This is a genomic window from Streptomyces sp. NBC_00250, assembly GCF_036192275.1.
Taxonomy (GTDB): domain Bacteria; phylum Actinomycetota; class Actinomycetes; order Streptomycetales; family Streptomycetaceae; genus Streptomyces.
The window spans coordinates 8090837-8115088 of the sequence record NZ_CP108088.1 but is presented as its reverse complement, the minus strand read 5'-3'; the positions used below and the strand labels follow the sequence as shown (position 1 = coordinate 8115088).

The following is a 24252-nucleotide window of genomic DNA, read 5'->3' as shown; positions in this document are numbered from 1 at the left end:
GACCACGGTCCGGGGCCGTGCACCACAGGCCGGCGGCCCCTCGGGACCGCCGGCCCCACGGCGCTCACGGCGTCTTCGCGTCCACGCGGATCAACGTCTGCCGACCGTTGGCGACCGGCCTCCGCGTGCCGTCCTCCGCGACACCGGGGCCGATGTGGCTCAGCCGGGCCCCGAGGTGGGCCATCAGTCCCTGTCTGTCGAAGCCGTCCTGGACACGCTTGCGGACCTCCGGGTCCGCCTCTTCCCGCCGCGTCGGCTCCTCCACGTGTCCTCCTCAGCCGCTCAGGCGTTCCATCAGGCGTTCCACCAGCAGGAATCCGCCGATGGCGATCATCATGGCACCGGAGACGCGGGTGACGGCTCGGGCCGCCGAGGGCCTGGTGCTCAGGACGGTGCGGGCGAGCACGCCGACGGCGAGGTAGACCAGTGCGCAGGCCGTCATGTGGAGCGTGCCGAGCAGTCCCGTCTGGGCGGCGACGGGCCAGCCGCCCGTGCTGTCGATGAACTGCGGGAACAGCGAGAAGTACAGGATCAGGGCCTTGGGGTTCAGGCCGCTGATCCCCGCGCCCTTCAGCATGATCCGCCCCCGTGAGGAGGCCATGGCCTGTGGGGACGCGGTCGGCACGGCCGGCCGGCGCAGGACGCCCACGCCCAGCCACATCAGATAGGCGGCCCCGGCGACGGTGAGCGCGGTGAGGGCGGTCGCCGAGCCGGCCACGATCACCACCAGACCGGCCACGGCGAGCAGCGTGTACCCGGCGTATCCCGCTATCAGCCCGGCGACGGCGGGAACGACCGACCGGTCCCGCAGCCCGGCCGAGATCGCGTAGGCCCAGTCCGCGCCCGGCGTGAGCACCAGCAGCAGATCCACCGCCAGGAATGCCGCCACCGTCGTCGTGTCCATCGATCGTTCCCTCTCGCGTTTCGTGCTTCGAGAGGGAAGGTTAGGACCGATATGCCCGAAAGTGTTTGCGCATTTACCCCATGATCGCGCCTGGAGAGGGAGAATATTCTCCATGGACGCCCTGGACCGGAAGATTCTCACCGAGCTGCAGATGGACGGCCGCCTGACGGTGACCGAGCTGGCCGCCCGCGTGCGGCTGAGCGTCTCGCCCTGCCACCGCAGGCTGCGCGACCTCGAACGCGAGGGCGCCATCCGCGGCTACCGCGCCGTCGTCGACCCGGCGGCCGTCGGGCTGAACTTCGAAGCCCTCGTCTTCGCCACCCTGCGCTGGGAGGACCAGGACACCGTCACGGCCTTCGAAGAGGCCGTGACGGCCATCCCGCACGTCATCCAGGCCCAGCGCCTCTTCGGCGAGCCGGACTACCTCCTGCGCGTCGCCACCACGGACCTGGTCGCCTACCAGCAGCTCTACGACCAGCAGCTGGCCAAACTGCCGGGGGTCCAGCGGCTGACGTCGACCCTCGTCATGAAGAACGTCATCGCCGACCGTCCGCTGCCGGAGTAGACCGTCGCCCCCGTCTCGCTCGCGCCTGGTACTCGCTCGCGCCTAGTAGCCGTACCGGCTCTTCACATGGCGCCAGAAGTCCCGCAGCATCCAGGTGTCGAAGGGGGTGACCTCGGTGGCGCTCCCGGCGTTCATGACGAAGTTCGAGACGCCCGTCGGGGTCCAGTCGTAGAAGTCGTCCAGGCCGAAGGTGTGGCCCACCTCGTGCAGGTAGACATGGATGTCCTCCTGGCCGAGGGCGTTGACGAAGTACTCCTGCCCGACCCGCTGGCCCCAGTCCCCGCCGGCCCCGCCCTGGAAGCCCTTGGTGAGCCAGAGCGACTGGTCGTAGTGGGCCGGCTCACCGCCCGGGCACTGGGAGTAGTCGCCGTTCTGGTGGAAGAAGCGCCCGCACGGCGGTGCGCACTGCGGAGCGCCCTCGCTGTCGAGGTTCCCGGTGTAGATGTCCACGGAGTCGTCGCTCCACTGGAGGGTGGAGCGGTTCTTGACCGCCCAGCCGACGACGTCGACCTGGACGGTGGCGTACGGCCAGCGGTCGAAGCCCACGAGGCCGCCCATCCACTTGGCGTACTGCTTCTTCAGGGCGGCGTGGATCCGGTCACGCGTCGCGGCGGTGACGGGGGTGTCGGAGTCCCACCGTACGCAGTAGTTGACCTTGCCCTTGTTGGCGATGACCTGGTCCCAGCCGTAGTTCCTGAAGCCGTACAGGTCGGGATAGGTCGACTCGACGTGGTTCCAGACCTCGTTCAGCGGGCGTACGAGCTCGGTGGGCGGGTTCCAGGTGGCGGTGGGCGGCGCCGTGGTCGGGGAAGTCGTCGGCGTGGCCGTCGCGGTCGGCGTGGCCGTCGCAGTGGGGGGCGGTGTCGGTGTGGCGGTGGGGGTCGGTGTCGGTGTGGGGTTCGGGCCGCCGGTGTCCGTCGCGCAGCTCTCCCCGTTCACCTCGAACGCCGTGGGGGCGGGGTTGGCCCCGCCGGACGAGGAGGCCAGGAAGCCCGCGCTCACGGAGGCTCCGGGGGCCACCTCGCCGTTCCAGCCGGCGTTCGTGACGGTCACCGTCGCGCCGGACTGCTTCCAGGTGCCGCTCCAGCCCTGGGTGATCTTCTGACCACCGGCGAGGTCGAAGGTGAGGGTCCAACTCCCCCATGCCGTGGTCTTGTTGTTGGTGACGGACACGGCGCCCTGGAAACCGTCGCTCCACTGCCCGGTCACGGCGTACGACACCGTGCAGGGGGCGGCCGCCCCGCTCGCCACCATCGGAACCGCGGCGAGCGTGCCCGCCGCCAGGACGCCGGCGAGCACGGACGGAAGCGGTCGGAACCGCCGGGGTCGGCGGTGAAGGCCATGGGATCTCGCATGCATGGGCGACTCCTGGTCGGTTGACATCCCCTCGTAGTCGCCGCCCACGACCGGCAGGTTGCCGCCTCAGCGGTCCAGTTCCTTGTGGGCGGTCTCCGGCAGCCGGAGGTACACCGCCGAGGAGACGAGGCACAGGACGGCCACGTACCAGGGGAAGAGACCGGGGAGGTCGAGCTCCTTGAAGAGCGTGCCGACGTAAGGTGCCGTGCCGCCGAAGAGCGCCACCGTCAGCGAGTACGGGAAGCCGATCCCGGCCGCCCGCACGCGCGCGGGGAACAGCTCGGCGTTCACCGCGGCCGAGATCGAGGTGAAGCCGGTCAGCAGCACCATGCCCGCGCACTGCACGAGCAGGAGGGAGAGGAACGAGCCGTCGAGCGCCCGCAGCAGGGGCACACCGAGGACCGCGAAGCCGATGCCGAAGAAGAGCAGGGACGGTTTGCGGCCGAACCGGTCCGAGAGCAGCCCGCCGACCGGCTGCAGCAGCGCGAAGAACGCCAGGGAGAGGGTCCCGGCGAGCAGCGCGTCCGCCTTGTCGATGCCGGTGTTGAGCTCCGCGTACGTGGGGAGGTAGGAGGTCCACGTGTAGTACGCGAGGGTGCCGCCGGCCGTGATGCCACAGATCAGCAGCGAGGCGCGGGGATGATGGCGCAGTGCGTCGAAGAGCCGAGGCCGGGGGGCTTCCCGCAGCGCGACGCTCCGGGTCTCCTCCGCGCCCCGGCGGATCCAGAAGCCGGCGAGGCTGAACACGGCGCCGAGCAGGAAGGGGATCCGCCAGCCCCAGCCGTTCATCCCGTCCTCACCCAGCAGGCTGACGAGCAGGGCGGCGATGCCGGAGGCGGCGAGCTGTCCGGCGGAGGTGGAGACGTACTGGAAGGAGGAGAACAGGCCGCGTCGGCCTGGTCCGGCCGACTCGACGAGGAAGGTGGTCGAGGCCGCGAACTCCCCTCCTACCGACAGACCTTGGAGGAGTCGGGCGACCACGAGCACGACGGGGGCGAGGACGCCGGCGGCGGCGTACGTCGGGGTCAGACCGACCAGCAGACTGCTGCCGCCCATCAGGAGGATCGTGACGGTGAGGGCCGTCCGGCGTCCGTGACGGTCCGCGAGCGCGCCCATGAGGAGTCCGCCGACGGGGCGCATGAAGAAGCCGACGGCGAAGACGGCGAAGGTCGAGAGGAGCGGGACCAGGGAGTTCCCGGAGCTCTTGGGGAAGATCTGGTTCGCGAGGTAGGCGGCCAGGAAGGTGTACGCGTACCAGTCGTACCACTCCACCGCGTTGCCGACGGAGGCCGCGAGGAGCTGCCGTAACGGCCGCCGGGACGGGAGCGGTGGCGGGACGGCGGAGCCGGGGGTGCCTCCGGGGGTGCCGTCGGGGGTGGTGTCGAGGTGCGCGGAAGGCGTGTCTGTCATGATCACGCCCTGCCCCGACTCGCCCCTCCCTACGCTTCCGTCACTTCGGGCACTTCAGGTACTCCAGGCCCTTCGGCCGGATCAGCCCCTTCGGCCTCTTCAGCCCTACAGCTCCTTCAGCCCCTTGAGCTCCTTCAGTCGACCGGCCACGTGTGTGCCGGAGCATTCAGGTGCATGTACTCGATGTACTGCTGCGTCATCCGCCGCAGCGCCTGGTGCCGGTCCGCGTGGTCGATGTCGTGGATGTGGTGGAACATCTCGGACTGCCACACCGCACCGTTGCGGCCGCTGACGCACCGCTGCTCGATGACGCCGAGCAGCGGCTCCCGCGCGGCCGCCTCCAGGCCCATCCGTTCGAGCCCGCGGTCCGCGAGCGGCAGCAGGCGCCGCAGCACCAGCTCGGTCACCGGGACCTCGCCCATGCCGGGCCAGTACACCTGGGCGTCGATGCCGTGGCGCGCGGCGGCGTGCAGGTTGTCCTCCGCGGCCGAGAAGGACATCCGTGACCAGACGGGCCGGTCCTCGTCGACCAGGGCCCGGATCAGGCCGTAGTAGAGGGCGCCGTTGGCCAGCGTGTCGGCGACCGTGGGCCCCGCGGGCAGCACCCGGTTCTCCACGCGGAGGTGCGGAACGCCGTCGACCACGGCGTAGACGGGGCGGTTCCAGCGGTAGACGGTCCCGTTGTGCAGGGTGAGTTCGGACAGTTCGGGGATCCCTCCCCGGTCGAGCGTCTCCTCGGGGTCCTCGTCGTCGCAGAGCGGCAGCAGCGCGGGGAAGTACCGGGCGTTCTCCTCGAAGAGGTCGAAGACGGAGGTGATCCACCCCTCGCCGAACCACACCCGCGGCCGCACTCCCTGCACCTTGAGCTCGTCGGGCCGGGTGTCGGTGGCCTGCTCGAAGAGCGGGATGCGCGTCTCGCGCCACAGTTCCTTGGAGAAGAGGAACGGGGAGTTCGCCGCCAGGGCGACCTGCACCCCCGCCACCGCCTGCGCGGCGTTCCAGTACTCCGCGAACTCGTCCGGCGAGACCTGGAGGTGGAACTGGGTGCTGGTGCACGCCGCCTCCGGCGTGATCGTCTCCGCGTGGGTCCGCAGCCTCTCCACCCCGTCCACCGAGATCAGCAGGTCCTCGCCCCGCGCGGCGAAGATCTGCTCGTTCAGGAGGTGGTACCGGGGGTTCTCGGACAGTGAGTCCGGGCCCGCGTCCGTCAGCTCAAGGGTCGGCAGGATGCCGACCATGACCAGATGCGCGCCGATCGCCGCCGCCTTCTCCTCCGCGTGGTTGAGCGCGCCGCGGATCTCCTGCTCCCAGGAGTCGGGGCCACCGCCCGCACTGAGCCGCCGCGGTTCGACGTTGATCTCCAGATTGAAGCGGCCCAGCTCGGTCGACCAGGAGGGATCGGCGATCGCCTCCAGGACGTCCGTGCTGCGCATGGCCGGTTCGGCGGCGGCGTCCACGAGGTTCAGTTCGATCTCGATGCCGACCTGGGGCCGCTCGAAGTCGAAGCGCGACTCCCGCAGCATCCGCGCGAACACGTCGAGGCACGTGTGCACCTTGTTCCGGAACCGGCGACGGTCCTCACGGGTGAACTCCAGCGCCGGAACGTCACGTCCCATCGGTCCCTCCCGAGTCTCGTCGGCACGGACCCCCACCATCCAGCGTCCCACTCCCCGGGCGGCCCAACCACCGAAGCGGACCGGATCCCCTCACGCGGAGGTCCGTCGCGAGGGCCCCGATATCTCCTCGATGCCTGTCAGTGCTCGGGCGTAGGCTTCGCTTCACTCGACTTCACCACGCCGTGGGCGCTCGGTACGGCTACGGCGGTGCGGGGGCCGGGTGGCGGACGAGGCGGTACGGGACGGGGGCGGGGACGCATGACGGATGGGACGACCGGGACGGCTGACAAGGCTGGGCCGGTACCGAGGTGGGGATCGGCCCTCGATTCGGTCGTGGTGTACGCGCAGGGGGCGCTCTGCCGCCGCCTGGCCAGGGGCAGCGTGCCCCCGGACGGCCGCGTACGGATCACGGGGCTGCCCCGCACGCTGGATCCCGGCTCGCTGCGGGCCCGGGTCCTGGGCGCCTCCGGTGTCCGGGTCACCGAGGCCCGGGTGGAGATCGAGGCCGAGCCGCTCGGTCCGGACACCCGCGCGTCCGAGGGGCTGCGGCACGAGGTCGAGCGACTGCGTGACGCCTACGCGGCGGCGGCGGAGCGCCGGGACCGGCAGCAGAAGCTGATCGCGGAGGTCAGCGGTCTGCGCCCGGTGCCGCCGGGCCGCAAGCGCGAGGACCCGCACCGCCGCACCCCGGTCGACGCGTGGCTGGAGCTCGCCGACTTCGTCGACGAGCGACTGACCGGACTGCACGCCCGTCTCGCCGAGCTGGAGGAGGCGCTGGTCCAGGCCGAGCACGAGCTTTCCGTCGCCGCCGACAGGCTCGACCGCGCTTCCACCGATGCCGCGTCGACGCATGTGGAGACCACGGTCTCCGCGGTCCTGACCCTCGTGGGCACGGCTGACGCGGAGGTGGAGACCACGACGGAGACGGAGCCGGGCTCGGAGTCGGGGACGGGGTCCGGGGTCGAGGTCGAGCTGGAGTACGGCGTGCCCGGCGCCGTCTGGGTGCCGGCCTATCGCCTGACCCACCGTCAGGGCGACGGCACCGGCCGTCTGGTGCTGCGCGCCTCGGTCGCCCAGCGCACCGGCGAGGACTGGACCGGCGTGCGCATCGCTCTGGCCACCGCCGACCTCCGGCGCCGCACCGACCTGCCCAAGCTCCGCTCGATCCGGATCGGACGCCGTCAGGCGGCCCCCGCTCCTTCCGGCTGGCGCGAGCCCCCTGCGGGGCTCGCCGACCTGTTCACCGGGTACGCGGGGGCCGGCCCCCGTCCCGTGAGGGTCCGGGCACCCGGGGCTGCCGCAAGCGCCGACGCCCCGCCCGTGGCCGGCGGGGGAGGCTTCATGTCCGATCCCGTGCCTCCCCCGCCCCCGGCGCCGCAGGGCTACGGCGCCGCGCCGTCGCCGGAGCTCCCGGTGCCGGGCAGCGCGTACGGCTCCTCCCCCGAGGCCTTCCGGCGCGCGGCTCCCGACGTCGCACGGTCGGGCCCCGCACAGCCGGGCGGCAGGCCGCGTGGCGGCGGCATGCCCTTCGCGGGCGCCCCGGCCCCCGCCGCCATGGCCCCCATGGCTCCCGGCGCGGCCGCGGCACCCCCGCCCCCGCCTCCGCCGCCCGGCCCGCCCCAGCCGAGCGGCGACGAGCTCGACTACGCCGCCCTGCTGCTGAGCGGCCCCGAGGAGCAGGCCGCCCGCAGAGGCCGTCTGTTCCCGGCCTCGTCCTTCGACGCGGTGGCCGTCGAGTACCGCCGTCGCGCCGAGGCGGTGGCCGGGCTGCCGCTGCCCGGACACGCCGTGCGGCCCCGCGAGTCGGCGGGCTCCTTCGACCACCGCTTCGATGCCGCCGCCCGCGCCGACGTGCCGTCGGACGGCACCTGGCACACCGTCACCGTCGGGGAGATCCCGGTCGGGCTGCGCACCGAGTACCTGTGCGTGCCGTCCGTGGAGCCGACGGTGTACGCGACGCTGGTGCTGTCCAACGCCACTGATCAGGCGCTGCTCGCCGGCCCGGTGGAGGTCACCGTCGACGACGACTTCCTGCTGACGGCCGCACTGCCCACGCTCGCCCCCGGCGGGGTGCGCCGGGTGGGGCTCGGCCCCGCCGAGGGCATCCGGGTCACCCGGCGCACGAACCTGCACGAGTCGACCGCCGGCCTGCGCAACAACGTCACCGTGCTCGACCACCGCGTCCACGTGGAGCTGGCCAACGGCCTCGCGAGGCCCGCCACGGTCGAGGTCCGCGAGCGCGTACCGGTCTCCTCCGAGTCGGACGTCCGCATCGAGGAGCGGGCCGACTGGACGACTCCCCCGGAGGGCGCCGGGTCCGAGCAGCACGCCCCCGGCACCCGCGTCTGGCGGGTCGACCTGCCCGCCGGTGGCACCGCCGCCCTCGACGGCGGTTACGAGATCCGCATCCCGGCCGGCAAAGCCCTGGTCGGCGGCAACCGCAGGAGCTGAGACACACCATGTCCACCGCCTCGAAGACGATCACCGGCGACGGCACGACCGTGCCCGTGTCCGCCGTGCCCGTGACCGCCGCTCCCGTCACCGCCGTCACGTGTCTGGAGGATCGCGCGCACATCGAGCGCACCGTCGAGCTCGATCTGGCGGCCGGCGTCCAGCGGCTGCGCCTCGGGCCGGTCAGTGCGCTGGCCGTCGACCGTACCCTCCATGCCGAACTGACCTCCGGTCACCCGGCCACCGTGCTCGACGTACGCGTCGTCCGCAGCTGGGAGCCCCGCCCGCCGCGGCCGCCGGCCGACGACGACTCCGCCCTCCGCCATCGCGTCCACGCCCTCGAGGAGGAGCGGCGCACCCTGGAGCAGCAGCGCGACCGACTGCGGACCCGCCTCGAACTGCTGGGCCGCGTCGCCACCGATGTGCTGCGGGACATCGGCGAAGGTACCGGCTTCGGGGAGGCCGAAGGGCCGCGCTGGGCCCGTGAACTCGACCGGGTGGACGCCGAGCGCGACACGTACGGCGAGCGACTCCGCACCGTCGACGCCCGGTTGGCAGGGATCGACACCGAACTCGGCGAGGTCCACCGGGCCGTGTACCTCTCCGAGGAGGAACCCGCCGAGCTGGTCGCCCATGTCGAGCTGACCGTGGAGGCCACCGCCGCCGGCCGGGTCGGGCTGCGGCTGAGCCACCTCACGCCGTGCGCCCTGTGGCGGCCCGCGTACCGGGCCGTGCTCGACGGCGGTTCCTTGACGCTCGAAACCGAGGCGATGGTCTGGCAGCGCACGGGCGAGGACTGGAGCGACGTACGGCTGACGTTGTCGACGGCCCGGTCGGCACTGGCCACCGAACCGCCGTCGCTGGGCGAGGACCGGCTGACGCTCAAGGACCGCACGGCGGCGGAGCGGCGCACGGTCGACGTCGAGATGCGCGAGGAGGAGATCGGGGACCTCGGCCCGCTCCAGGTCCTCGGGCTGCCGGGTGTGGACGACGGCGGTGAGACGCGGGTGCTGCACGCCCCCGCGCCGGTCTCCGTGCCCTCGGACGGCCGCGCCCACCGGGTGCCGCTCTCGGTCTTCTCCACGGCCGCGAGCAGCGAGTACGCCTGCTCGCCCGAGGTGTCCCCGCTGGTCACGCAGGTGGTGCGGTTCGACAACCGGTCCGGCCATGTGCTGCTCGCCGGGCCCGTGGACCTGGTCCGGGGCAGCGGCTTCAGCGGCCGGGGCACGCTGGACTTCACCACCCCCGGCTCCCCCGTCGAGCTCGCCTTCGGCAGCCGCGACGACCACCGGGTGGTCCGGGAGACCGAGGAGGCCCGCGACACCGCCGGAATCACTCAGCGGACCGTGGTCACCCGCACGGTCCGGCTGCACCTGTCCCGCTTCTCGGCCCCCGGGGAGTCGGACGATCGGACGGTCGTCCTCCGGGAGCGGATCCCGGTCTCGGAGGTGTCGGCGGTGGAGGTGCGGCTCCGCAAGGAGGGCTGTTCCCCGGCGCCGGACGCGGTCGACGCCGAGGGCATCGTCCGCTGGGACGTCACCCTGCCGCCGGGCGGCCGCCGCACAGTCACCCTGGTGTACGAGGTATCGGCGAGCTCCAAGGTCGCCGGTATCTGAGCGACGTATGGCCGGAGGCCCGGGGCTGCGGAGGCAGCGCCGGGCCCCGGTAGCCACCTCGCCCCCCGGCACGCGGGCCCCTGATTCAGCACCCCGGTGCTTGGGCGTCTGATTCAGCAGCCCCCGGTGGTTCGGGCGCCTGATTCAGCGGCCCGCCGGTGGTTCGGGCGCCTGATTCAGCGGCCCGCCGGTGGTTCGGGCGCCTGCCGCTGACGCGGCTGGTTCAGGGGCCGCCCGGACCGGGAAGACACGCCGGGCACAGTCCCCGGTAGACGACCTCGGCCTCGGTCACGGTGAAGCCGAACCGGTCCTCGGCCGGGAGGGCGGCCATCGGGTCGCCGGTCGGATGGACGTCCCGGATCGTGCCGCAGCCCTCGCACACCAGGTGCTGGTGCGGGTGATGCGCGTTGGGGTCGTACCGCTTCGCGCGGCCGTGGGCGGAGACCTCCGCGACTTCGCCGAGTCGGCCCAGTTCGCCCAGGATGTTGTAGACGGCCGCCCGGGAGATCTCGGGCAACCGCTCCGCCGCGCGGGCGTGCACCTCGTCGGCCGTGAGGTGCACGTGATCGCCGGCGAGGACCTCGGCGACGACACGCCGCTGGGAGGTCATCCGCCAGCCACGCCCACGCAGTCGCCCCAGCAGGTCGCTCATAGGATTTCACCTTTCTCGCATGAATTCCGAGGACGGGAAAGTCTTCGGCCGTCGAACCGGGCCGCCCAGGACTTTTCGAATTCCCATCGCTTGTTACGCGATGGCGCCCTGCGTGTTCTCTTAGCAGTGCGGTCCGCAGTGCGCGACCATACGGACGCCGAGTCGCCGTGCTCGACACCTGAAAAGCAGACGACGTCACGAGCAAGCGGCCGGCAGACGGAAACATCGCGACAGGAAGAAGGACGGACGTGTCCGGCAGCGACAGCGAGAACCCGGCGATCTCCTCCCCGACCCCGAAGGAGACGCGCCCCAGGACGAACCGGGACTGGTGGCCGAACGAGCTGGACCTCCAGGTCCTCCACCAGAACTCGCCCCAGGCCAATCCGATGGACGAGGACTTCGACTACGCGGCGGAGTTCGCGACCCTCGACGTCGACGCGCTGAAGCGGGACGTCTTCGAGGTGATGACGGCCTCGCAGGACTGGTGGCCCGCCGACTACGGCCACTACGGGCCGCTCTTCATCCGGATGAGCTGGCACGCGGCGGGGACGTACCGCATCGAGGACGGCCGGGGCGGTGGCGGCTCCGGCGCGCAGCGATTCGCGCCGCTGAACAGCTGGCCGGACAACGCGAGCCTCGACAAGGCGCGGCGTCTGCTCTGGCCGGTGAAGCAGAAGTACGGCCGGAAGATCTCCTGGGCCGATCTTCTGGTTTTCGCCGGCAACTGCGCCATGGAATCCATGGGATTCAAGACCTTCGGTTTCGGATTCGGCCGGGAGGACATCTGGGAGCCCGAGGAGGTCTTCTGGGGCTCCGAGGACACCTGGCTCGGAGATGAGCGCTACAGCGGCGACCGGGAACTCAGCGGCCCGTTCGGCGCCGTGCAGATGGGCCTGATCTACGTCAATCCGGAAGGCCCCAACGGAAATCCGGACCCGATCGCTGCGGCCCGGGACATTCGCGAGACGTTCCGTCGCATGGCGATGAACGACGAGGAGACGGCCGCCCTCATCATCGGAGGCCACACCTTCGGCAAGTGCCACGGCGCGGTCGATCCCTCGTGCGTCGGCCCGGAGCCCGAGGCCGCACCCATCGAGCAGCAGGCCCTCGGCTGGCGGAACACGTGCGGCAGCGGCAAGGGCGCCGACACGATCACCAGCGGCCTTGAGGGCGCGTGGACCACCGCACCGACGACGTGGGACAACGGGTACCTGGACAACCTGTTCCGCTACGACTGGGAGCTGACGACGAGCCCGGCCGGAGCGCAGCAGTGGACTCCGACGGATCCCGCCGCCCAGGGCACGGTCCCCGACGCCCATGATCCGTCGAAGCGGCACGCTCCGATGATGCTGACGACGGACCTCTCGCTGAAGCTCGATCCGGTCTACGCGCCGATCGCGAAGACCTTCCACGAGAACCCGGACAAGCTCGCGGACGCGTTCGCGCGGGCCTGGTACAAGCTGCTCCACCGCGACATGGGCCCCGTCTCGCGGTACCTCGGACCGTGGATCGCCGAACCGCAACTGTGGCAGGACCCCGTTCCCGCCGTCGATCACGCCCTGGTCACGGACGCGGACATCGCCGACCTCAAGCGCAGGATCCTCGCCTCGGGGGTCTCCGTCTCCCACCTGGCCACCACGGCGTGGGCGTCGGCGGCCAGCTTCCGCGGCACCGACAAGCGCGGCGGTGCCAACGGCGCACGGATCCGGCTCGCGCCGCAGAAGGACTGGGAGGTCAACGACCTGCCCGAGGTCGCCGGGACGGTGGAGGCCCTCGACCGGATCCGGCAGCAGTTCAACGACTCCCGGACGGACGGAGTGCGGGTCTCGCTCGCCGACCTGATCGTGCTCGGCGGCTGCGCGGCCGTCGAACAGGCCGCGAAGGACGCCGGGCACGCCGTCACGGTCCCGTTCTCTCCGGGGCGTGCGGACGCCTCGCAGGAGCAGACCGACGTGGAGTCGTTCGCCGTGCTCGAACCCCGGGCGGACGGGTTCCGCAACTACCTCCGGACGGGCGAGAAGCTGTCGCCGGAGACCCTCCTCCTGGACCGCGCCGCCCTGTTGACGCTGACGGCTCCCGAGATGACGGTCCTCGTCGGCGGCATGCGGGCGCTGAACACCGGCTTCAAGGGCTCCCGGCACGGCGTGTTCACCGACCGGCCGGGGACCCTGACCAACGACTTCTTCGTGAACCTCCTCGACATGGCCACGGAATGGAAGCCGTCGACGGCGACCGAGAACGTCTACGAAGGCCTGGACCGCGCCACCGGCGAGGCCAAGTGGACCGCCACCGCGGCCGACCTCGTCTTCGGCTCGAACTCCCAGCTCCGCGCCCTCTCGGAGGTCTACGGGTCCCGGGACGCGGGAGAGAAGTTCGTGCGGGACTTCGTGGCGGCATGGGACAAGGTGATGAACCTGGACAGGTTCGACCTCTCCTGAGCGTGCTGTCCCGGCCGGCCGTCCACCGACCGGCCGGGACACCGCCCAGCGGGGATCGAGCACCGTCGGGGACGCGGACACTCACTCTCCGAGGAGGCGGCGGGCTTCCGAGAGGAGGCGCAGGAGTTCGGTGCGCGAGGGGTCGTCGGGGGTGTCCGGGGCCGGCCGGCGCGGGGCGTGGGTGGTGAGGACGTGCAGGGCGACGGCCGCCTGGCGGGCGAAGAGGCTCAGCAGGTCGAGCTCGGACAGGCTGGAGCGAGCCTGCGGAGACGGGTCGAGCACCTCCAGCACGCCGAGGACCCGGTCCCCGTGGAGGAGCGGGGCGGCCATCAGCGCGTTCGGGACGTAGCCGGTGGACTCGGCGACGTTGCGGTCGAAGGACGCGCTGTCGTGCAGGTCGTCGACCACCATCGGCTCGCCGGAGGCGGCGACCCAGCCGGCGATGCCCCGGCCCGCCGGGAACCGCCGGCCCACCAGGAACTCCTGGCCCTGCCCGGAGACGGCCTCGAAGACCAGCTCGTCCGCTGCCGCCTCCAGGAGCAGGATGGAGCTCGCCTCGGCACCGAAGATGGCCCGCGCGGTGTCCACCACCGACTGCAGGAGCTCCGCCATGGCCGGATCCGGCCGGGGCGTGGGTGACATGGCGGGGGCGATCGTCTGGACCATGGGGGTTCCCTTCCGGCGCCGGTCGTTACCGGCGGCCGTGGACACGGACGTTGGCTGCGGACAGGTACAGGGCGTTCTTCAGCTGGAACGGCGTCAGCCGGGGACGGCTCGACAGGATCCGCGCGCAGAGCCCGGCGACGAACGGGGTGGCGAAGCTGTTGCCGGACGTGCGGATCGACGTACCGCCGAGCCACGCGACCGGGACCCGCTGACCGGGGGCGAAGAACTCCACCGGGGGCTCCGGGTTGTAGAGGTGGAGGTCCGGGTCGTCCTCCTGGTGGCTGCCGACCGAGATCACCGAGGAGAAGCGCCAGGGGAAGCTCTCCACGTGCGTGTTGTGCGCGGAGGCGACGATGACGGTCTGCTGGAAGTACGCCTCGTCGGCCAGCCGGCGCAGTTCCTCCACGAACCGGTCGTGGCTGGTGGACAGGCTCAGGTTCACCACGTCGAACCGTTGGCGCACGGCCCACCTGATCCCTTCGAGGAGGATGTCCCCGCTGCCGGAGAACCGTTCGCCGAGCACCCGGACGCTGGACAGCTCGCAGTCCGGGGCGGTTCGCCGGATGATCCCGGCGCAGGCGGTGCCGTGACCACAGGCATCCCCCTCCTCGGTCTCCTCGACGTGGACTCCGTCGTCGTCCTTGAAGACGCGCCACGACCGAGCGACGGGGCCGACCATGGGATGGTCCCGTTCGACACCCGAGTCGACGACGCAGACCCGTACGCCACGCCCGGTCCCGCCGGGGAGACCGCCGGCAGGCGGGTCCGGTGGGCTGTCGGCCTCCACGGGTACGTCGGCGGGGCCCCGCCCGCGCAGGCCCCAGGTGAGGCCGGGAGCCGGGGATGGTCGCTGCCCGGTGGTCATCGCGGTGTCTCCTTTCCGGCTCCGGCGGCCCGCCCGTGGGCAGGGCCGTGTCCCGGCAAGCGGCTCCGGCACTCTTCGGCCAGGGCCTCGGCCTGGCGTACGGCGGGGAGGTGGCCCTTGGCGGCGAAGCTCCGGCGGGCACGCGCCGCGGCCTCGGCGGCGTCGGCCGGGCGTCCCAGGGCGAGTTCGGTTCGGGCCGCGTCGAGGGCGGCGAGGCCCTGGACGATGGGCGAGTCGGTGCGGGCTGCGGTGGCGAGCGCCCGGGCGGCGAGGCGACCGGCGGTCGCGGCCTCCCCTCGTAGCGCGGCGACACGGGCGCGCAGTCCGTCGAGGTCGGCCGACTCGGCACGCGGCCGGTCGGGGGCCGATCGCTCCCCCGACCGGCGGCCCGCCGACTCCAGTGCGGCGAGGGTGCCGTGTGCGGTACGCCAGTCGCCGAGGTCGAGGCGGATGCGGGTGGCGTCGAGCAGGGCACTGCGCAGCAGCCCTGTCGCGCCCAGCTCCCGCGCGGCGGACGCGGCCCGCTCCAGGCTGAGCAGTGCCTCCTCCCGGCGGCCGGCCAGGTCGGCCACGGTCGCGGTGAAGATCGGCAGGAAGGCGTCGGCCTCGGCGTAGCCGAGCCGCTGCGCGAGCTGTTCCGCCTCCGCGAGGCAGGCCACGGCCCCGGCACGGTCGTCGTGGAGGGCAAGGACCACGGCCAGCGGGCAGTTGAGCGTCAGCCGGACGGCCCGGCGTCCGGCCCCCTGCTCGGCGAGAAGGGCGCGACAGCGGGCGACGGCGTCGGCGACGGGCTGGGGCCCTCGCCAGAGGGAGACCCCCATGGCGCCGAGGGCCGCGGCCCGCTCCGGCTCGGCGTCGGCGCTCACGGCGTGGCCGAGGGCCCGTGCGAGCAGCCGCTCGGCCTCCCCGTGCCGGCCCTGCTCCTGAGCGCGCTGGGCGAGCCGCAGACAGGCCCTGGCCTGACCGAGCTCGTCACCGGCCGCGGCGAAGACAGGCAGGGTGGCGGAGGCGGCTTCGGCCGGAGACTCGTCGGTGCCCGGGGACGGAGCCTCCCGTGGCCCACCGCGCCGGGACCGGCTCGCCTCGACGCGACTGTCCTCGGACCGGCTGCTCTCGGACCGCCTGTCCTCGGATCGAGTTCCGGCGGGTCGGCCTTCGGCGGATCTGCTTTCTGGGGATCGGTTTTCAGAGGGTCGGCTTTCAGGGGATCGGCTTTCAGGGGATCGGCCGACGGACGCGAGCCCGAGTCGGGCGTGGGCGGCCTCCACCGCGTCCGGGCCGTCCGCCGGGGCCTCGGCCAGGACCGCTTCGAGCAGCACCCTGCCTTCCTGGACGCGCCCGAGGTCGAGCAGCGTCTGGCCGAGCCGCCGTCGTGTCGCCGTACTTCCCGGTTCGCCCGCCGCGTACCGGGCCGTGGACCTGGCGAGCAGGTCGGCGGCCCACACGGGGTCGGCGTGGGCCAGCGCGAGACGTCCGGCCTCCGCGAGGGCGTCGGCGGCGCGCCGACGCAGACCGTCGGTGTGCGCGTCCTGCGCACCGAGCTCGACGCGGTAGCGGTACGCCTGTTCCAGATGGGCCCCGACGGCGGCGCTCCCCCGTTGCCGGACCGTGTCGAGCCGTGCCGCCCGTTCGTGCCGGTCGGCCCGGTCCTGCTTGGACTGGCTGGTGTGGACGACCTCCTGGATCAGCCCTCCGGCGAAGCGGAACGCACCACCGTCCGGCCTGATCAGACGGTGCCGGACCAGCCGGCGCAGGGTGGTTCCGAGTTCGGCGGCGGTCCACGCCTCGCCGGGAGGTCCGGCGAGCGCCGTGAGTTCGTCGGCGGTGAAGTCGCCGCCGAGGACGGACGCGATGCCCAGGGCGCGCTGTTCGGGCGGTTCGAGCGCGTCGATCCGGGCGCCGATCAGGGCCTGGAGCGGCAGCGGGACGCTGTCCGCGTCGACGGGATCACCCGCGACCAGCAACTGCTCCAGGTGCAGCGGGTTGCCGCCCACCCGCGCCAGGACCTGCGGGGCGAGTGGCCCGCTGTCGGCCGTACGCCCGGTGAGCTCGGCCGCGAGGAGCTGCGCCTCGATGTCGGAGAGACCGCCGAGCGGCACGGCGCCCAGGGCGAGTTCGGGCCGCGCGTCGAACAGTTGGGGGCGGGTGAGCAGGACGATCAGGACGGCCGCGTCGGCGAGTGCGCGCACCAGCCGGTCGAGGGCGTCGAAGAGCGGCTGCGCGGCCCAGTGGCAGTCGTCGATCACCAGCACGACGGGCTGGGTCTCGGACAGTTCGGAGAGGACCTTGGCGAGTGCCGCGCAGGTGTCCGCCGGGGAAGGGTTGGGAGTGCCGTCGAGGAGCAGACCCTGGTGGAGAAGGTCGAGTTCGGGCGACGGTACGACGGTGCCGACGCTCTTCAGGAGTCCGGCCACGGCATCGGCGAGCGGCCCGAGACTGGGCTGCTCGCCCCGCGCCCGGCAGCGCCCGGCGCCATGACGGACGCCGGGGGCCGCGGGGGCGGTCGAGGCCGCAGGCCGGTCGGGGGTCGGGCCCAGGTCCGGCGCCAGGGTCGAATCCGGGGCGGGGGACGAAGCCTGGGCCGGGGGCGAAGTCTGGGCCGGGGACGAAGCCGGGGCCGGGGACGAGGTCGATGCCGGGTTCGAAGCCGGGGCCGTCACCCTGGCCCGGTCGAGCCACTCCCGTACGAGGCGCGTCTTGCCCTGGCCCGCCTCCCCGCCGATCACCAGGCGATCCACCCTCCGCGCCCGCACCAGTCGCCCCAACGCCTCGTCCATGAGGTTGAGTTCATGCTCACGGCCGACGAAGCCGAGGTCGAAGCGGCGCAGTGTCTCCGGGTCCGCCTCCTCGTCCAGGCCGGTCAGGCGATGGGCCGTGACCCGGTCGCTCTTGCCCTTGAGCAGGAGCGGGCCCGCTTCCGTCGTCCGGATGCCCGGCCCCACGGCCGCCAGGGTGTCGGGCCCGATGAGGATCTCTCCGGCCGCGGCGTTCTGTTCCAGGCGCGCGGCGACGTTGACCATCTCGCCGGAGACCATCGCCTGGCGCTGCGTCGCCGAACCCGTCACCGCCTGACCGGTGTTGATACCGATGCGCATCTGGAGCCGTACGCCGACGGCTTCCTCCAGGCGCGCGTTGAACCCGGTGAGCGCCTCCCGCATCGCCAGGGCGGCGGAGGCCGCACGGCGGGCGTCGTCCTCCCGGACGGTCGGAACGCCGAAGACGGCCATCACGGCGTCCCCGATGAACTTCTCCACGGTGCCGCCCTGTTCCTCGATCCGCAGCCGCATCAGGTCGAACCAGCGGAGCGTCACCGACCGCAGGGTCTCCGCGTCGAGCGCCCCGGAGAGCGCCGTGGAGCCCACCAGGTCGCAGAAGAGGACGGTCACCACCTTGCGGCCGGTCGCTCTGGCCGTGACCTGCCCGGGGGCGCACGGACTGCCGCAGGAAGGGCAGAACCGGGCGCCCGGCGGCAGTGCGCTCCGGCACGAGGCGCAGGACATGGATTCCTCCGGTGGACGGCGGACGGCGGACGGCGGACGGCGGACGGGCGACGGTCGACGGCGGTGGCGGTGGCGGTGGCGACGGCACCTGTCGGTACAGCTGCCCGTACAGCCGCGGCTGCGGGTACGCGTACGGCCGGCGTCAGAACAGGGCGCCGCCCGCCACGTCCGCGTGGGCCTGCACCTCGGGGGCCGCCGCGTCGAGCCGTCCCCTGATGTCGACGAGCAGCGCGAGTTCTTCGGGGGTCAACGCCCGTACGACTTCCTGTTGTTCTTCGCTGAGGGCGTCCACGTCGAACCCGGCGGCGGCGAGCACCTCCAGGGTCGGCTCGGGCGTCGCGTCTCCGGCCGAGGCGTTGTCGCCGTACGGAGTGGCTTCGTCGGTCATGGGTGTCCTCCGGGGTCGGCGGCGAGGGAGAGGAAGAGCCGGGTGAGCAGGTTGGCCGTGTGCAGCGCGCTGACGGAGACGGCGGTCTGCCTGGCGGGCGTCGGCGCGAGCGCGTCGAGGACGCGATGCAGGTCGTCGAGGTGGCCGCCGTCCAGCTCGGCGTGTTCCCGGAGCGTGCGGAACGCGCCGCCGGGCAGTCCGGTGACCTCGGCGAGGCGGTCCGCGAGCCGTGGCCCGGGGGCGTTGCCCTCCAGGACCGCGATGTAGCCCAGGAGGGAGGCGGGGTCTTCGTGCTCGATCCGGTAGTACTGGGCCCCGGCGAGTTCGACGGCGGCAGGGTGCGGCACGGCGGCCGGACCGGCACCCGCGGCGGCCAGGTCGTCGAGCAGCCAGGCGTCGTGGTCGCGCTCCTCCTCCGCGTGACGGACGTAGTACGCCGCCAGGCGCCGCGAGGCCGGGTCGTCCCGCTCGGCGCACCGCTCGGCGCCCCGCAGGAGGAGTGGCACCGAGGCCCGTACGAGCGGATGCATGGCGGCGAGATAGCGCACGTACCGCTGCCGCAGTCCTTCCGGTCTCCACAGGGCGGCGGTCGCGGCCCTCAGGACGGGGGTGGTGGGCGTGAGTTTGGTGCGGAGTGCGAGGGATGCGGTGGCGTTCATCGGCAGCTCGTCTCCTCTGTCGCGGGGCCGTTCGGGGCTTCGGGCCGGAGCTCGACCAGGTGCGCGTAGCGTGCGCAGCCCGTCCGTCGCACCAGGGCGGCGGGTCCGGCGGCGAGCTGCTGGCCCGTGGTGAGCCGGTCGAGGAGTTCGCCGACCCGGCCGCCGGCGTCGCGGGCCGCGCCCGCGAGGACCTCGGGACGGTCGGCGAGTGCGTGACAGCTGCGGCAGTAGCCGGTCGGGGCAGGTGAGGTCGCGTAGCGGGCGTGCAGCCGCTGGGGGCCGACGGCGCGCAGCATCCGCAGCACCGGGGAGCCGAGGGAGCGCTCGCGGACGGCCGGCCAGTCGTCGTCGGCGATGTGTCCGAGCCGGAGGTGCCGGGGGACGGGGCGTCGGTCGACCGTCCACTGGTTGCAGCAGGCGGCCACGGTCCCGTCGAAGGCGACCACCGGCCAGGCCGCGAGTGCGCACGGTGTCGCGCGGGTGCCGTCGGGTCCCGGCGGTGTCGGCCGGGCGAGGCCGGCGGCGCGGCCGAGTGGCCGTACCTCGTTGACGAGCATGGGCAGCCGGGAGCCGAAGGCCCGGCGGACGTCGGCGACGACGTCGGCCAGATACGGGTCGTCGGCGTCGGTGCCGGTGAGGTGGATGCTGGCGGCGACTCCGGCGTCGAGTACGGCGCGGAGGGCGCGCAGCACATCCGCGCGCGGGACCTCGCGCTCGTGGTGGACGTCCAGGCTCGCCGAGAAGTGGTCGAGGGCGGTGATCGCCCGCATGATCCGGTCGGGGACGCGTCCGCCACGGGCGAAGAACATCCCGCTGAGGAGCGCCACCCGGGAGCCCCTGGCGCGGGCGAGACCGGCCAGGCGGGCAGCCAGTCCGGGTAGCAGCAGCGGTTCGCCGCCGGTCAGCATGACCACTTCGGGGCGGTCCTGCGCACCGAACGAGCCGATGAATCGCAGGAGTTGCTCCTGGTCGGGTGCTTCGGAGGCCGACGGGGAGGATCCGGTGGAGCAGTGCGCGCAGCTCATGGGGCAGCGGCGGGTGAGCGCCACCAGGAGACCGCCGCAGGGCACCGGCCGCAGGCCGATCAGCTCCGCCAGGTCCATGTCCGTCTCCTCCTCGGTGACCCCTCCGCGTCTCCTCCGTGCTCGTGCCGTGCGCGGAGCATGCCTGGATCGTGGCCCCGGGCGGCTGCCTTCCGGTTCAGGAACGCCTGGTGATCGGTTGGTTCCCAGGTCCGGGTGGGTGCGGTCGGGTGCCGGGCGCCGGGGGCGGCCTCCCGGCAGGGGCTTCGGCCCACGTCCCGGGGTCGTACCGCGTCGGCGTCGTCGACGTATACCGGCGTCGAACCGACGACCAGGCGTTCCCATACCCGCCCTTCGTACGTTTTTCCCAGCCGGCGCAGCGACGCCGTCAAACGAGGAGGACGCACATGCCCGAGAACACGAACCCGAAGCCGGTCGAGGACGAGGACATCGAGGTCGTGGCGCACGGGGAGGCCGAGGAGGACGAGGCCGGCTGCATCATCAACAACTCCAGCGACATCTCCTGACGCGACCCGTCTCGTCCTGAGTACCTCGCGGGCCCCCCGGTTCTCGGCGGATCACGCCAGGAACCGGGGGGCCCGCGGCCACTCACCGTCCCCACCCTTCTCCCACCGCCTGCCACCCCTCGCCTTCCCCCTTTCCCCCTTCCCCTTTCCCCCGCCGGCCCGATCCCGAGGGAGCGCGCACGTCGTGAAGATCCTGCTCTGCCCGCTCAGCGACGGCGGCTACCTCTACCCGGCGCTCGAGGCCGGCCGCGAGCTGCGCCGCCGCGGCCATGACGTCAGCGTCCTCGCCAGATCCTCGGCCGCGCCGGTCGTCGCCGAGGCCGGGCTGCCGTGCGCGGCGGCCGAGGACTTCGGCGGCCGGCGGGCGTTCTCCGCCACGTGGTGGGGGAAGACCGGTGCGGCGCAGTACCGGGCGATCCTGCGGGCGGCCCGGGCGGTACAGGCCGATCTTCTCGTCACCTCGGTGCTGTGCAACGGCGCCCTGCTCGCCGCCGAAGTCCTGGACGTTCCGGTGGTCGTGGTCGGGCTCTCGGTTCATCTGTGGGACTACCGGAGCGGCGGTGCCGGGGAGACACACCTGGGCAGGACCCGGGAGAGCCGGACCCGCGACAGTCGGGCCCTCCACGCCGCCACGCGGGAGGAAGTCGGCCTGGCCGGGCGCGCCTCCCGCTGGGACGACGATCCGCTCCTCGGTGACGCGCTGCTGCTCCGCGGGGATCCGGCACTCGAGCACCCGGGCGCGGAACTCCCCGGGCGGGTGCGGTACGTGGGACCGCTGCCCTGGGAACCAGCCCCCGGACAGGGCGAGTTGGAAGCGGTCGGGGATCACCTGGAGCGGACGGGCAGGGGCAAGCCCGTCGTCTACGTCCACCTCGGCCGCTTCTTCGGCGGCCGAACCCTCTGGCCGCGGCTCAACGAGGCGTTCACCGGCGGACCGTTCCAGGCGGTGGTCGAGCAGGGGCGGTCCACCGACCCCGCACCCGCCCCGGAGGCCGACATCCTGCTCGTACGGAAGCCTTGGATGGGACCGCTCGTCGACGCGGCCGACCTGGTGCTGGCCAACGGCACCTCGGCCCCGGTCCTGTCGGCCCTCCTGCGCGGCCGCCCCCTGGCGCTCTCGCCCAACGGGTCCGAGCAGCCGCTGCTCACCGGCGCCTGTGTCCGGGCCGGCGTGGCCGTGCGCGACCCGAAGACCCCGTCCGTGGACCTGTCGGCGCTGCTGGATTCGGTGTCGCGCGACGCAGGCCTACGGACCCGAGCCCGCGCGCTCGGCGACAGGCTGGCCGCGGTGGACGGCGCGGCCCGCGCGGCCGACCTGATCGAGCGGGTGGCTGTGGCATCCGTAACCCCGAAGGAGAACCATGAGTACGCGATCAGTCGGCCTCGATGAGGCCGTGGCACGTCTGTCCATGGGTGCGCGGCACTGGCTGGCACGGCAGGCGGGGTACCTCGACTCGCCCGCCGGTCACGCGGAGCTGCCGGTGACCCCGCGCGTCAAGGCCCTACTTCAACTCGCGCTGCTCTGCCGCTATTGGGGGAAGTCCGTGCCCGCCGAGGCCGCCCTGGGCCGGGCGACCTCGATCGTGGAACGGGCCTGGCGACGACCGGAATTCCCGCACCTCCTCACCCTCGACCACCGGTACGCACGACAGTTCGAGCTGATGTACGCGGGGCTGGCACCCGCCGGGGCCGTCACCGACGCACCCGGCGCCGTCCTGGCCCGGTTGAAGGGCGACGGCTATCTGACGGCGCGCCGCAAGGCCCCGTACCTCCACCTCGAAGCCCGGTTCTACGCCGATCTCGCGGGCGCGGAGCACGAGTTCGCCCCGTACGAGGAGCTGTACGCGGCCAGCCTGCCCGCCCGGGCCGCCACCCTGCCCGTGGCCGACCTCGACGTCTGTGTGGTCACGCACACCGTCTTCTATCTCAGCGACTTCGGCTTCCGTGACCCCGGCCTGACCGAGGACGCCCGGGCACAGGCCCTGCAGGTCGTGGAGCGGCTCACGCACCACTGCCTGGGCCTCGGCGAGTGGGACCTGGTGGGCAAGCTGGTGCTCGCCCAGTACTGCCTGGGCGCGGATCCGCTGAGTACGCCCTCCGGGGCGGCCGGCATCCGGATGCTCGCCGAGGTCCAGGCGCCGGACGGGGCGATACCCGGGCGGTCCGTCGTCAGACGCGCCCCGGCGGACGCGACGCCCGTGGAGTACTTCCGTAAGTCCTACCAGGCGACCCTCGTCACGGCCCTCACGACGCTGATCGTCGCGAACGGCCGGCCCGGCGGGCACTCCCCCGCGGGAACACCTGCAGTGAGGGAGACGGCACGGTGAGCATCGACCGAGCGACGAGCGGCGACCGAGCGGCGGAGACCGGCCCAGCGGCGAGCGGCGACCGAGCGGCCGGCACCGACCCGACGGCGCACCTCGACGAGGCCACGGCACTCGACCTCGCCGCCTCCGGCGCGCGCCTGCTCCGGGGCGAGCGCGACTGGTGGTTCCTCGGCCCCGGCGGGGTGGCCCGTCTCGGCGTCCGGCACGTCACCGCCGACGGTGCCCTGCGTCCCGAGGCCGAGCAACAGCTGCGCGACAGCGGCATGTTCACCCCTGCCACGGTTCGCGCCTACGCACTGACCGTCCTCACCAGCACCCACTGCAACCTGGGCTGCGGCTACTGCTTCCAGAACACCGCCCAGGACCTGGCGGGCGGCAGCAGGCCGCCGCGGATCGCCCGGACCCGCCTCACCTCGGAGACGATCACCTCGATCCTCGGGTTCACGGAGCGCCGGATGGCGGCCGTCGGCCTGGAGAAACTCCGGATCCTCCTCTTCGGCGGCGAGCCCCTCCTCAATCCGCGTGGCTGTCTCGAACTCCTGGAGCGTGCCGCGGACATCGCTCCCACCTCGGCCTGGATGATCTCCAACGCCACCCTGCTCTCCCCGTCCCTCGCGCGACGGCTGCACGAGCGCGGGCTGACGTCCGTCCAGGTCACCTTCGACGGCGACCGCGACGACCACGACCGGATCCGGGTCGGCAGGGCGGACGGCAGCGGGACCTTCGACAAGATCGTCCGCAATATCGTCGAGGCCTCCGAGGCGACGCCGCTCCGGTGGACCCTGCGGGTGAACGTCTCCCAGGAGACCTTCCACGGAGTCGACGCGCTGATCGACCGGCTCGCGACCGCGCTCGACCCCGGGCGCTGCACGCTGTACTTCGCCCGGGTCGGCGACGTGGGCGTCGGATTCGCCAACAGTCTGCTGCACACGGGCGAGCTCTCGGCCGCGTTCACCCGGTGGCAGCGCCGGGCACTCGACCTCGGCTTCACCGTGAACCGCCCCGGCGGCCGGAAGACCTGCGTCACCTGCGGTCACACCGGCGGCCGTTACGGCGCGGTCGTCAGCGCCGACGGGACGCTCGCCAGCTGCTGGGAGACCGCGGGCAAACCCGACTGGGAGGTCGGCACGGTCACCGACGGCTATCTGCCCAGCGCGGAGACCGGTGACCGCTGGATCGCATGCCAGGACCTCTACAGCTACGACGAGGACGCACGGACCCTCGCCAGGTTCCGCGACACCGTCGACACGGCCCTGCTCGACCATCTGCACGAGACGGGGCGCCTGTAGC

19 protein-coding genes and 1 pseudogene are annotated in these 24252 nt (G+C 72.9%); 7 read left to right on the top strand and 13 right to left on the bottom strand.

The features are described 5' to 3' along the window. Nucleotides 1–64 precede the first annotated feature (64 nt). Both OG259_RS36680 and OG259_RS36675 read right to left on the bottom strand, forming a co-directional pair. Nucleotides 65–265, bottom strand: coding sequence for a hypothetical protein (locus OG259_RS36680; protein WP_328946171.1), 201 nt, complete (start codon nt 263–265; stop codon nt 65–67). Nucleotides 266–274: 9 nt separating this feature from the next. Next, nucleotides 275–904, bottom strand: a complete 630-nt coding sequence (locus tag OG259_RS36675) for a LysE family translocator (protein WP_328946170.1) — start codon at nt 902–904, stop codon at nt 275–277. 112 nt (nt 905–1016) lie between these two features. On the opposite strand from OG259_RS36675, the gene OG259_RS36670 reads away from it, so the two are divergent. Beyond that, complete coding sequence (locus tag OG259_RS36670) at nt 1017–1469, top strand: Lrp/AsnC family transcriptional regulator (protein WP_328946169.1); 453 nt, start codon at nt 1017–1019, stop codon at nt 1467–1469. Nucleotides 1470–1511: 42 nt separating this feature from the next. Here the strand turns inward: OG259_RS36670 and OG259_RS36665 are convergent, their stop codons facing one another. From OG259_RS36665 to OG259_RS36650, 4 genes and pseudogenes are all read right to left on the bottom strand, one after another. Next, on the bottom strand, nt 1512–2408 hold the full coding sequence (locus OG259_RS36665) for a hypothetical protein (protein WP_443052157.1): 897 nt from the start codon (nt 2406–2408) through the stop codon (nt 1512–1514). Between the two features lie 42 nt (nt 2409–2450). Then, a pseudogene (locus tag OG259_RS36660) lies at nt 2451–2723 on the bottom strand (cellulose binding domain-containing protein); the annotation flags it as partial. A 168-nt stretch (nt 2724–2891) separates the two neighbouring features. Next, nucleotides 2892–4235, bottom strand: a complete 1344-nt coding sequence (locus tag OG259_RS36655) for an MFS transporter (protein ID WP_328946168.1) — start codon at nt 4233–4235, stop codon at nt 2892–2894. A 134-nt stretch (nt 4236–4369) separates the two neighbouring features. Then, the gene (locus OG259_RS36650) at nt 4370–5851 is read right to left on the bottom strand and encodes a glutamate--cysteine ligase (protein ID WP_328946167.1); all 1482 of its coding nucleotides are present in this window, start codon (nt 5849–5851) and stop codon (nt 4370–4372) included. A gap of 333 nt (nt 5852–6184) precedes the next feature. Here OG259_RS36650 and OG259_RS36645 point away from each other — a divergent pair, with 333 nt between their 5' ends. Then, nucleotides 6185–8302 (top strand): DUF4139 domain-containing protein, encoded by a 2118-nt coding sequence (locus OG259_RS36645; RefSeq protein ID WP_328946166.1) that lies wholly within the window; start codon nt 6185–6187, stop codon nt 8300–8302. Nucleotides 8303–8310: 8 nt separating this feature from the next. Continuing rightward, a complete protein-coding gene (locus tag OG259_RS36640; protein ID WP_328946165.1) occupies nt 8311–9918 on the top strand; it encodes a mucoidy inhibitor MuiA family protein in 1608 nt (535 codons plus the stop codon). Nucleotides 9919–10141: 223 nt separating this feature from the next. On the opposite strand, the gene OG259_RS36635 is transcribed toward OG259_RS36640, so the two are convergent. Next, a complete protein-coding gene (locus OG259_RS36635) occupies nt 10142–10570 on the bottom strand; it encodes a Fur family transcriptional regulator (RefSeq protein ID WP_328946164.1) in 429 nt (142 codons plus the stop codon). A gap of 248 nt (nt 10571–10818) precedes the next feature. On the opposite strand from OG259_RS36635, the gene katG reads away from it, so the two are divergent. Continuing rightward, nucleotides 10819–13008: a catalase/peroxidase HPI gene (gene katG, locus OG259_RS36630; RefSeq protein ID WP_328946163.1), complete on the top strand. Its 2190-nt coding sequence runs from the start codon at nt 10819–10821 to the stop codon at nt 13006–13008. 81 nt (nt 13009–13089) lie between these two features. Here katG and OG259_RS36625 read toward each other — a convergent pair whose 3' ends face one another. The 6 genes from OG259_RS36625 to OG259_RS36600 form a co-directional block, all read right to left on the bottom strand. Beyond that, nucleotides 13090–13674 (bottom strand): GAF domain-containing protein, encoded by a 585-nt coding sequence (locus tag OG259_RS36625; protein WP_328946162.1) that lies wholly within the window; start codon nt 13672–13674, stop codon nt 13090–13092. Between the two features lie 25 nt (nt 13675–13699). Further along, nucleotides 13700–14539 (bottom strand): S8 family peptidase, encoded by an 840-nt coding sequence (locus OG259_RS36620; RefSeq protein ID WP_328946161.1) that lies wholly within the window; start codon nt 14537–14539, stop codon nt 13700–13702. Continuing rightward, complete coding sequence (locus tag OG259_RS36615) at nt 14536–18039, bottom strand: adenylate/guanylate cyclase domain-containing protein (protein WP_328946160.1); 3504 nt, start codon at nt 18037–18039, stop codon at nt 14536–14538. Before OG259_RS36615 ends, OG259_RS36620 begins: the two co-directional genes overlap by 4 nt. 142 nt (nt 18040–18181) lie before the next feature. Further along, nucleotides 18182–18427: an aroma-sacti cluster domain-containing protein gene (locus OG259_RS36610; RefSeq protein ID WP_328946159.1), complete on the bottom strand. Its 246-nt coding sequence runs from the start codon at nt 18425–18427 to the stop codon at nt 18182–18184. Further along, entirely contained in the window at nt 18424–19086 is a 663-nt protein-coding gene (locus OG259_RS36605) for an iron-containing redox enzyme family protein (RefSeq protein WP_328946158.1), read from the bottom strand. The genes OG259_RS36610 and OG259_RS36605 overlap by 4 nt, the downstream gene beginning before the upstream one ends. Then, entirely contained in the window at nt 19083–20189 is a 1107-nt protein-coding gene (locus OG259_RS36600; RefSeq protein ID WP_328946157.1) for a radical SAM protein, read from the bottom strand. Before OG259_RS36600 ends, OG259_RS36605 begins: the two co-directional genes overlap by 4 nt. A gap of 630 nt (nt 20190–20819) precedes the next feature. Between OG259_RS36600 and OG259_RS36595 the strand changes: the two genes are divergently transcribed. The 3 genes from OG259_RS36595 (at nt 20820) to OG259_RS36585 (ending at nt 24251) form a co-directional block, all read left to right on the top strand. Beyond that, nucleotides 20820–22025 carry a glycosyltransferase gene (locus OG259_RS36595; RefSeq protein WP_328946156.1) on the top strand — a complete coding sequence of 402 codons (1206 nt, stop codon included), beginning with the start codon at nt 20820–20822 and terminating at the stop codon, nt 22023–22025. Then, nucleotides 21997–22962, top strand: coding sequence for a DUF6895 family protein (locus tag OG259_RS36590; protein ID WP_328946155.1), 966 nt, complete (start codon nt 21997–21999; stop codon nt 22960–22962). The genes OG259_RS36595 and OG259_RS36590 overlap by 29 nt, the downstream gene beginning before the upstream one ends. A gap of 137 nt (nt 22963–23099) precedes the next feature. Further along, nucleotides 23100–24251 (top strand): radical SAM protein, encoded by a 1152-nt coding sequence (locus tag OG259_RS36585; RefSeq protein WP_328947284.1) that lies wholly within the window; start codon nt 23100–23102, stop codon nt 24249–24251. The last annotated feature ends 1 nt before the right edge of the window (nt 24252 follow it).

Excerpts from the sequence above, each read along its gene's own strand:
- OG259_RS36675 (WP_328946170.1), bottom strand. The coding sequence starts at position 904 with ATGGACACGACGACGGTGGCGGCATTCCTGGCGGTGGATCTGCTGCTG.
- OG259_RS36670 (WP_328946169.1), top strand. The coding sequence starts at position 1,017 with ATGGACGCCCTGGACCGGAAGATTCTCACCGAGCTGCAGATGGACGGC.
- OG259_RS36655 (WP_328946168.1), bottom strand. The coding sequence starts at position 4,235 with ATGACAGACACGCCTTCCGCGCACCTCGACACCACCCCCGACGGCACC.
- OG259_RS36650 (WP_328946167.1), bottom strand. The coding sequence starts at position 5,851 with ATGGGACGTGACGTTCCGGCGCTGGAGTTCACCCGTGAGGACCGTCGC.
- OG259_RS36640 (WP_328946165.1), top strand. The coding sequence starts at position 8,311 with ATGTCCACCGCCTCGAAGACGATCACCGGCGACGGCACGACCGTGCCC.
- OG259_RS36635 (WP_328946164.1), bottom strand. The coding sequence starts at position 10,570 with ATGAGCGACCTGCTGGGGCGACTGCGTGGGCGTGGCTGGCGGATGACC.
- OG259_RS36625 (WP_328946162.1), bottom strand. The coding sequence starts at position 13,674 with ATGGTCCAGACGATCGCCCCCGCCATGTCACCCACGCCCCGGCCGGAT.
- OG259_RS36620 (WP_328946161.1), bottom strand. The coding sequence starts at position 14,539 with ATGACCACCGGGCAGCGACCATCCCCGGCTCCCGGCCTCACCTGGGGC.
- OG259_RS36615 (WP_328946160.1), bottom strand. The coding sequence starts at position 18,039 with ATGTCCTGCGCCTCGTGCCGGAGCGCACTGCCGCCGGGCGCCCGGTTC.
- OG259_RS36610 (WP_328946159.1), bottom strand. The coding sequence starts at position 18,427 with ATGACCGACGAAGCCACTCCGTACGGCGACAACGCCTCGGCCGGAGAC.
- OG259_RS36605 (WP_328946158.1), bottom strand. The coding sequence starts at position 19,086 with ATGAACGCCACCGCATCCCTCGCACTCCGCACCAAACTCACGCCCACC.
- OG259_RS36600 (WP_328946157.1), bottom strand. The coding sequence starts at position 20,189 with ATGGACCTGGCGGAGCTGATCGGCCTGCGGCCGGTGCCCTGCGGCGGT.
- OG259_RS36590 (WP_328946155.1), top strand. The coding sequence starts at position 21,997 with ATGAGTACGCGATCAGTCGGCCTCGATGAGGCCGTGGCACGTCTGTCC.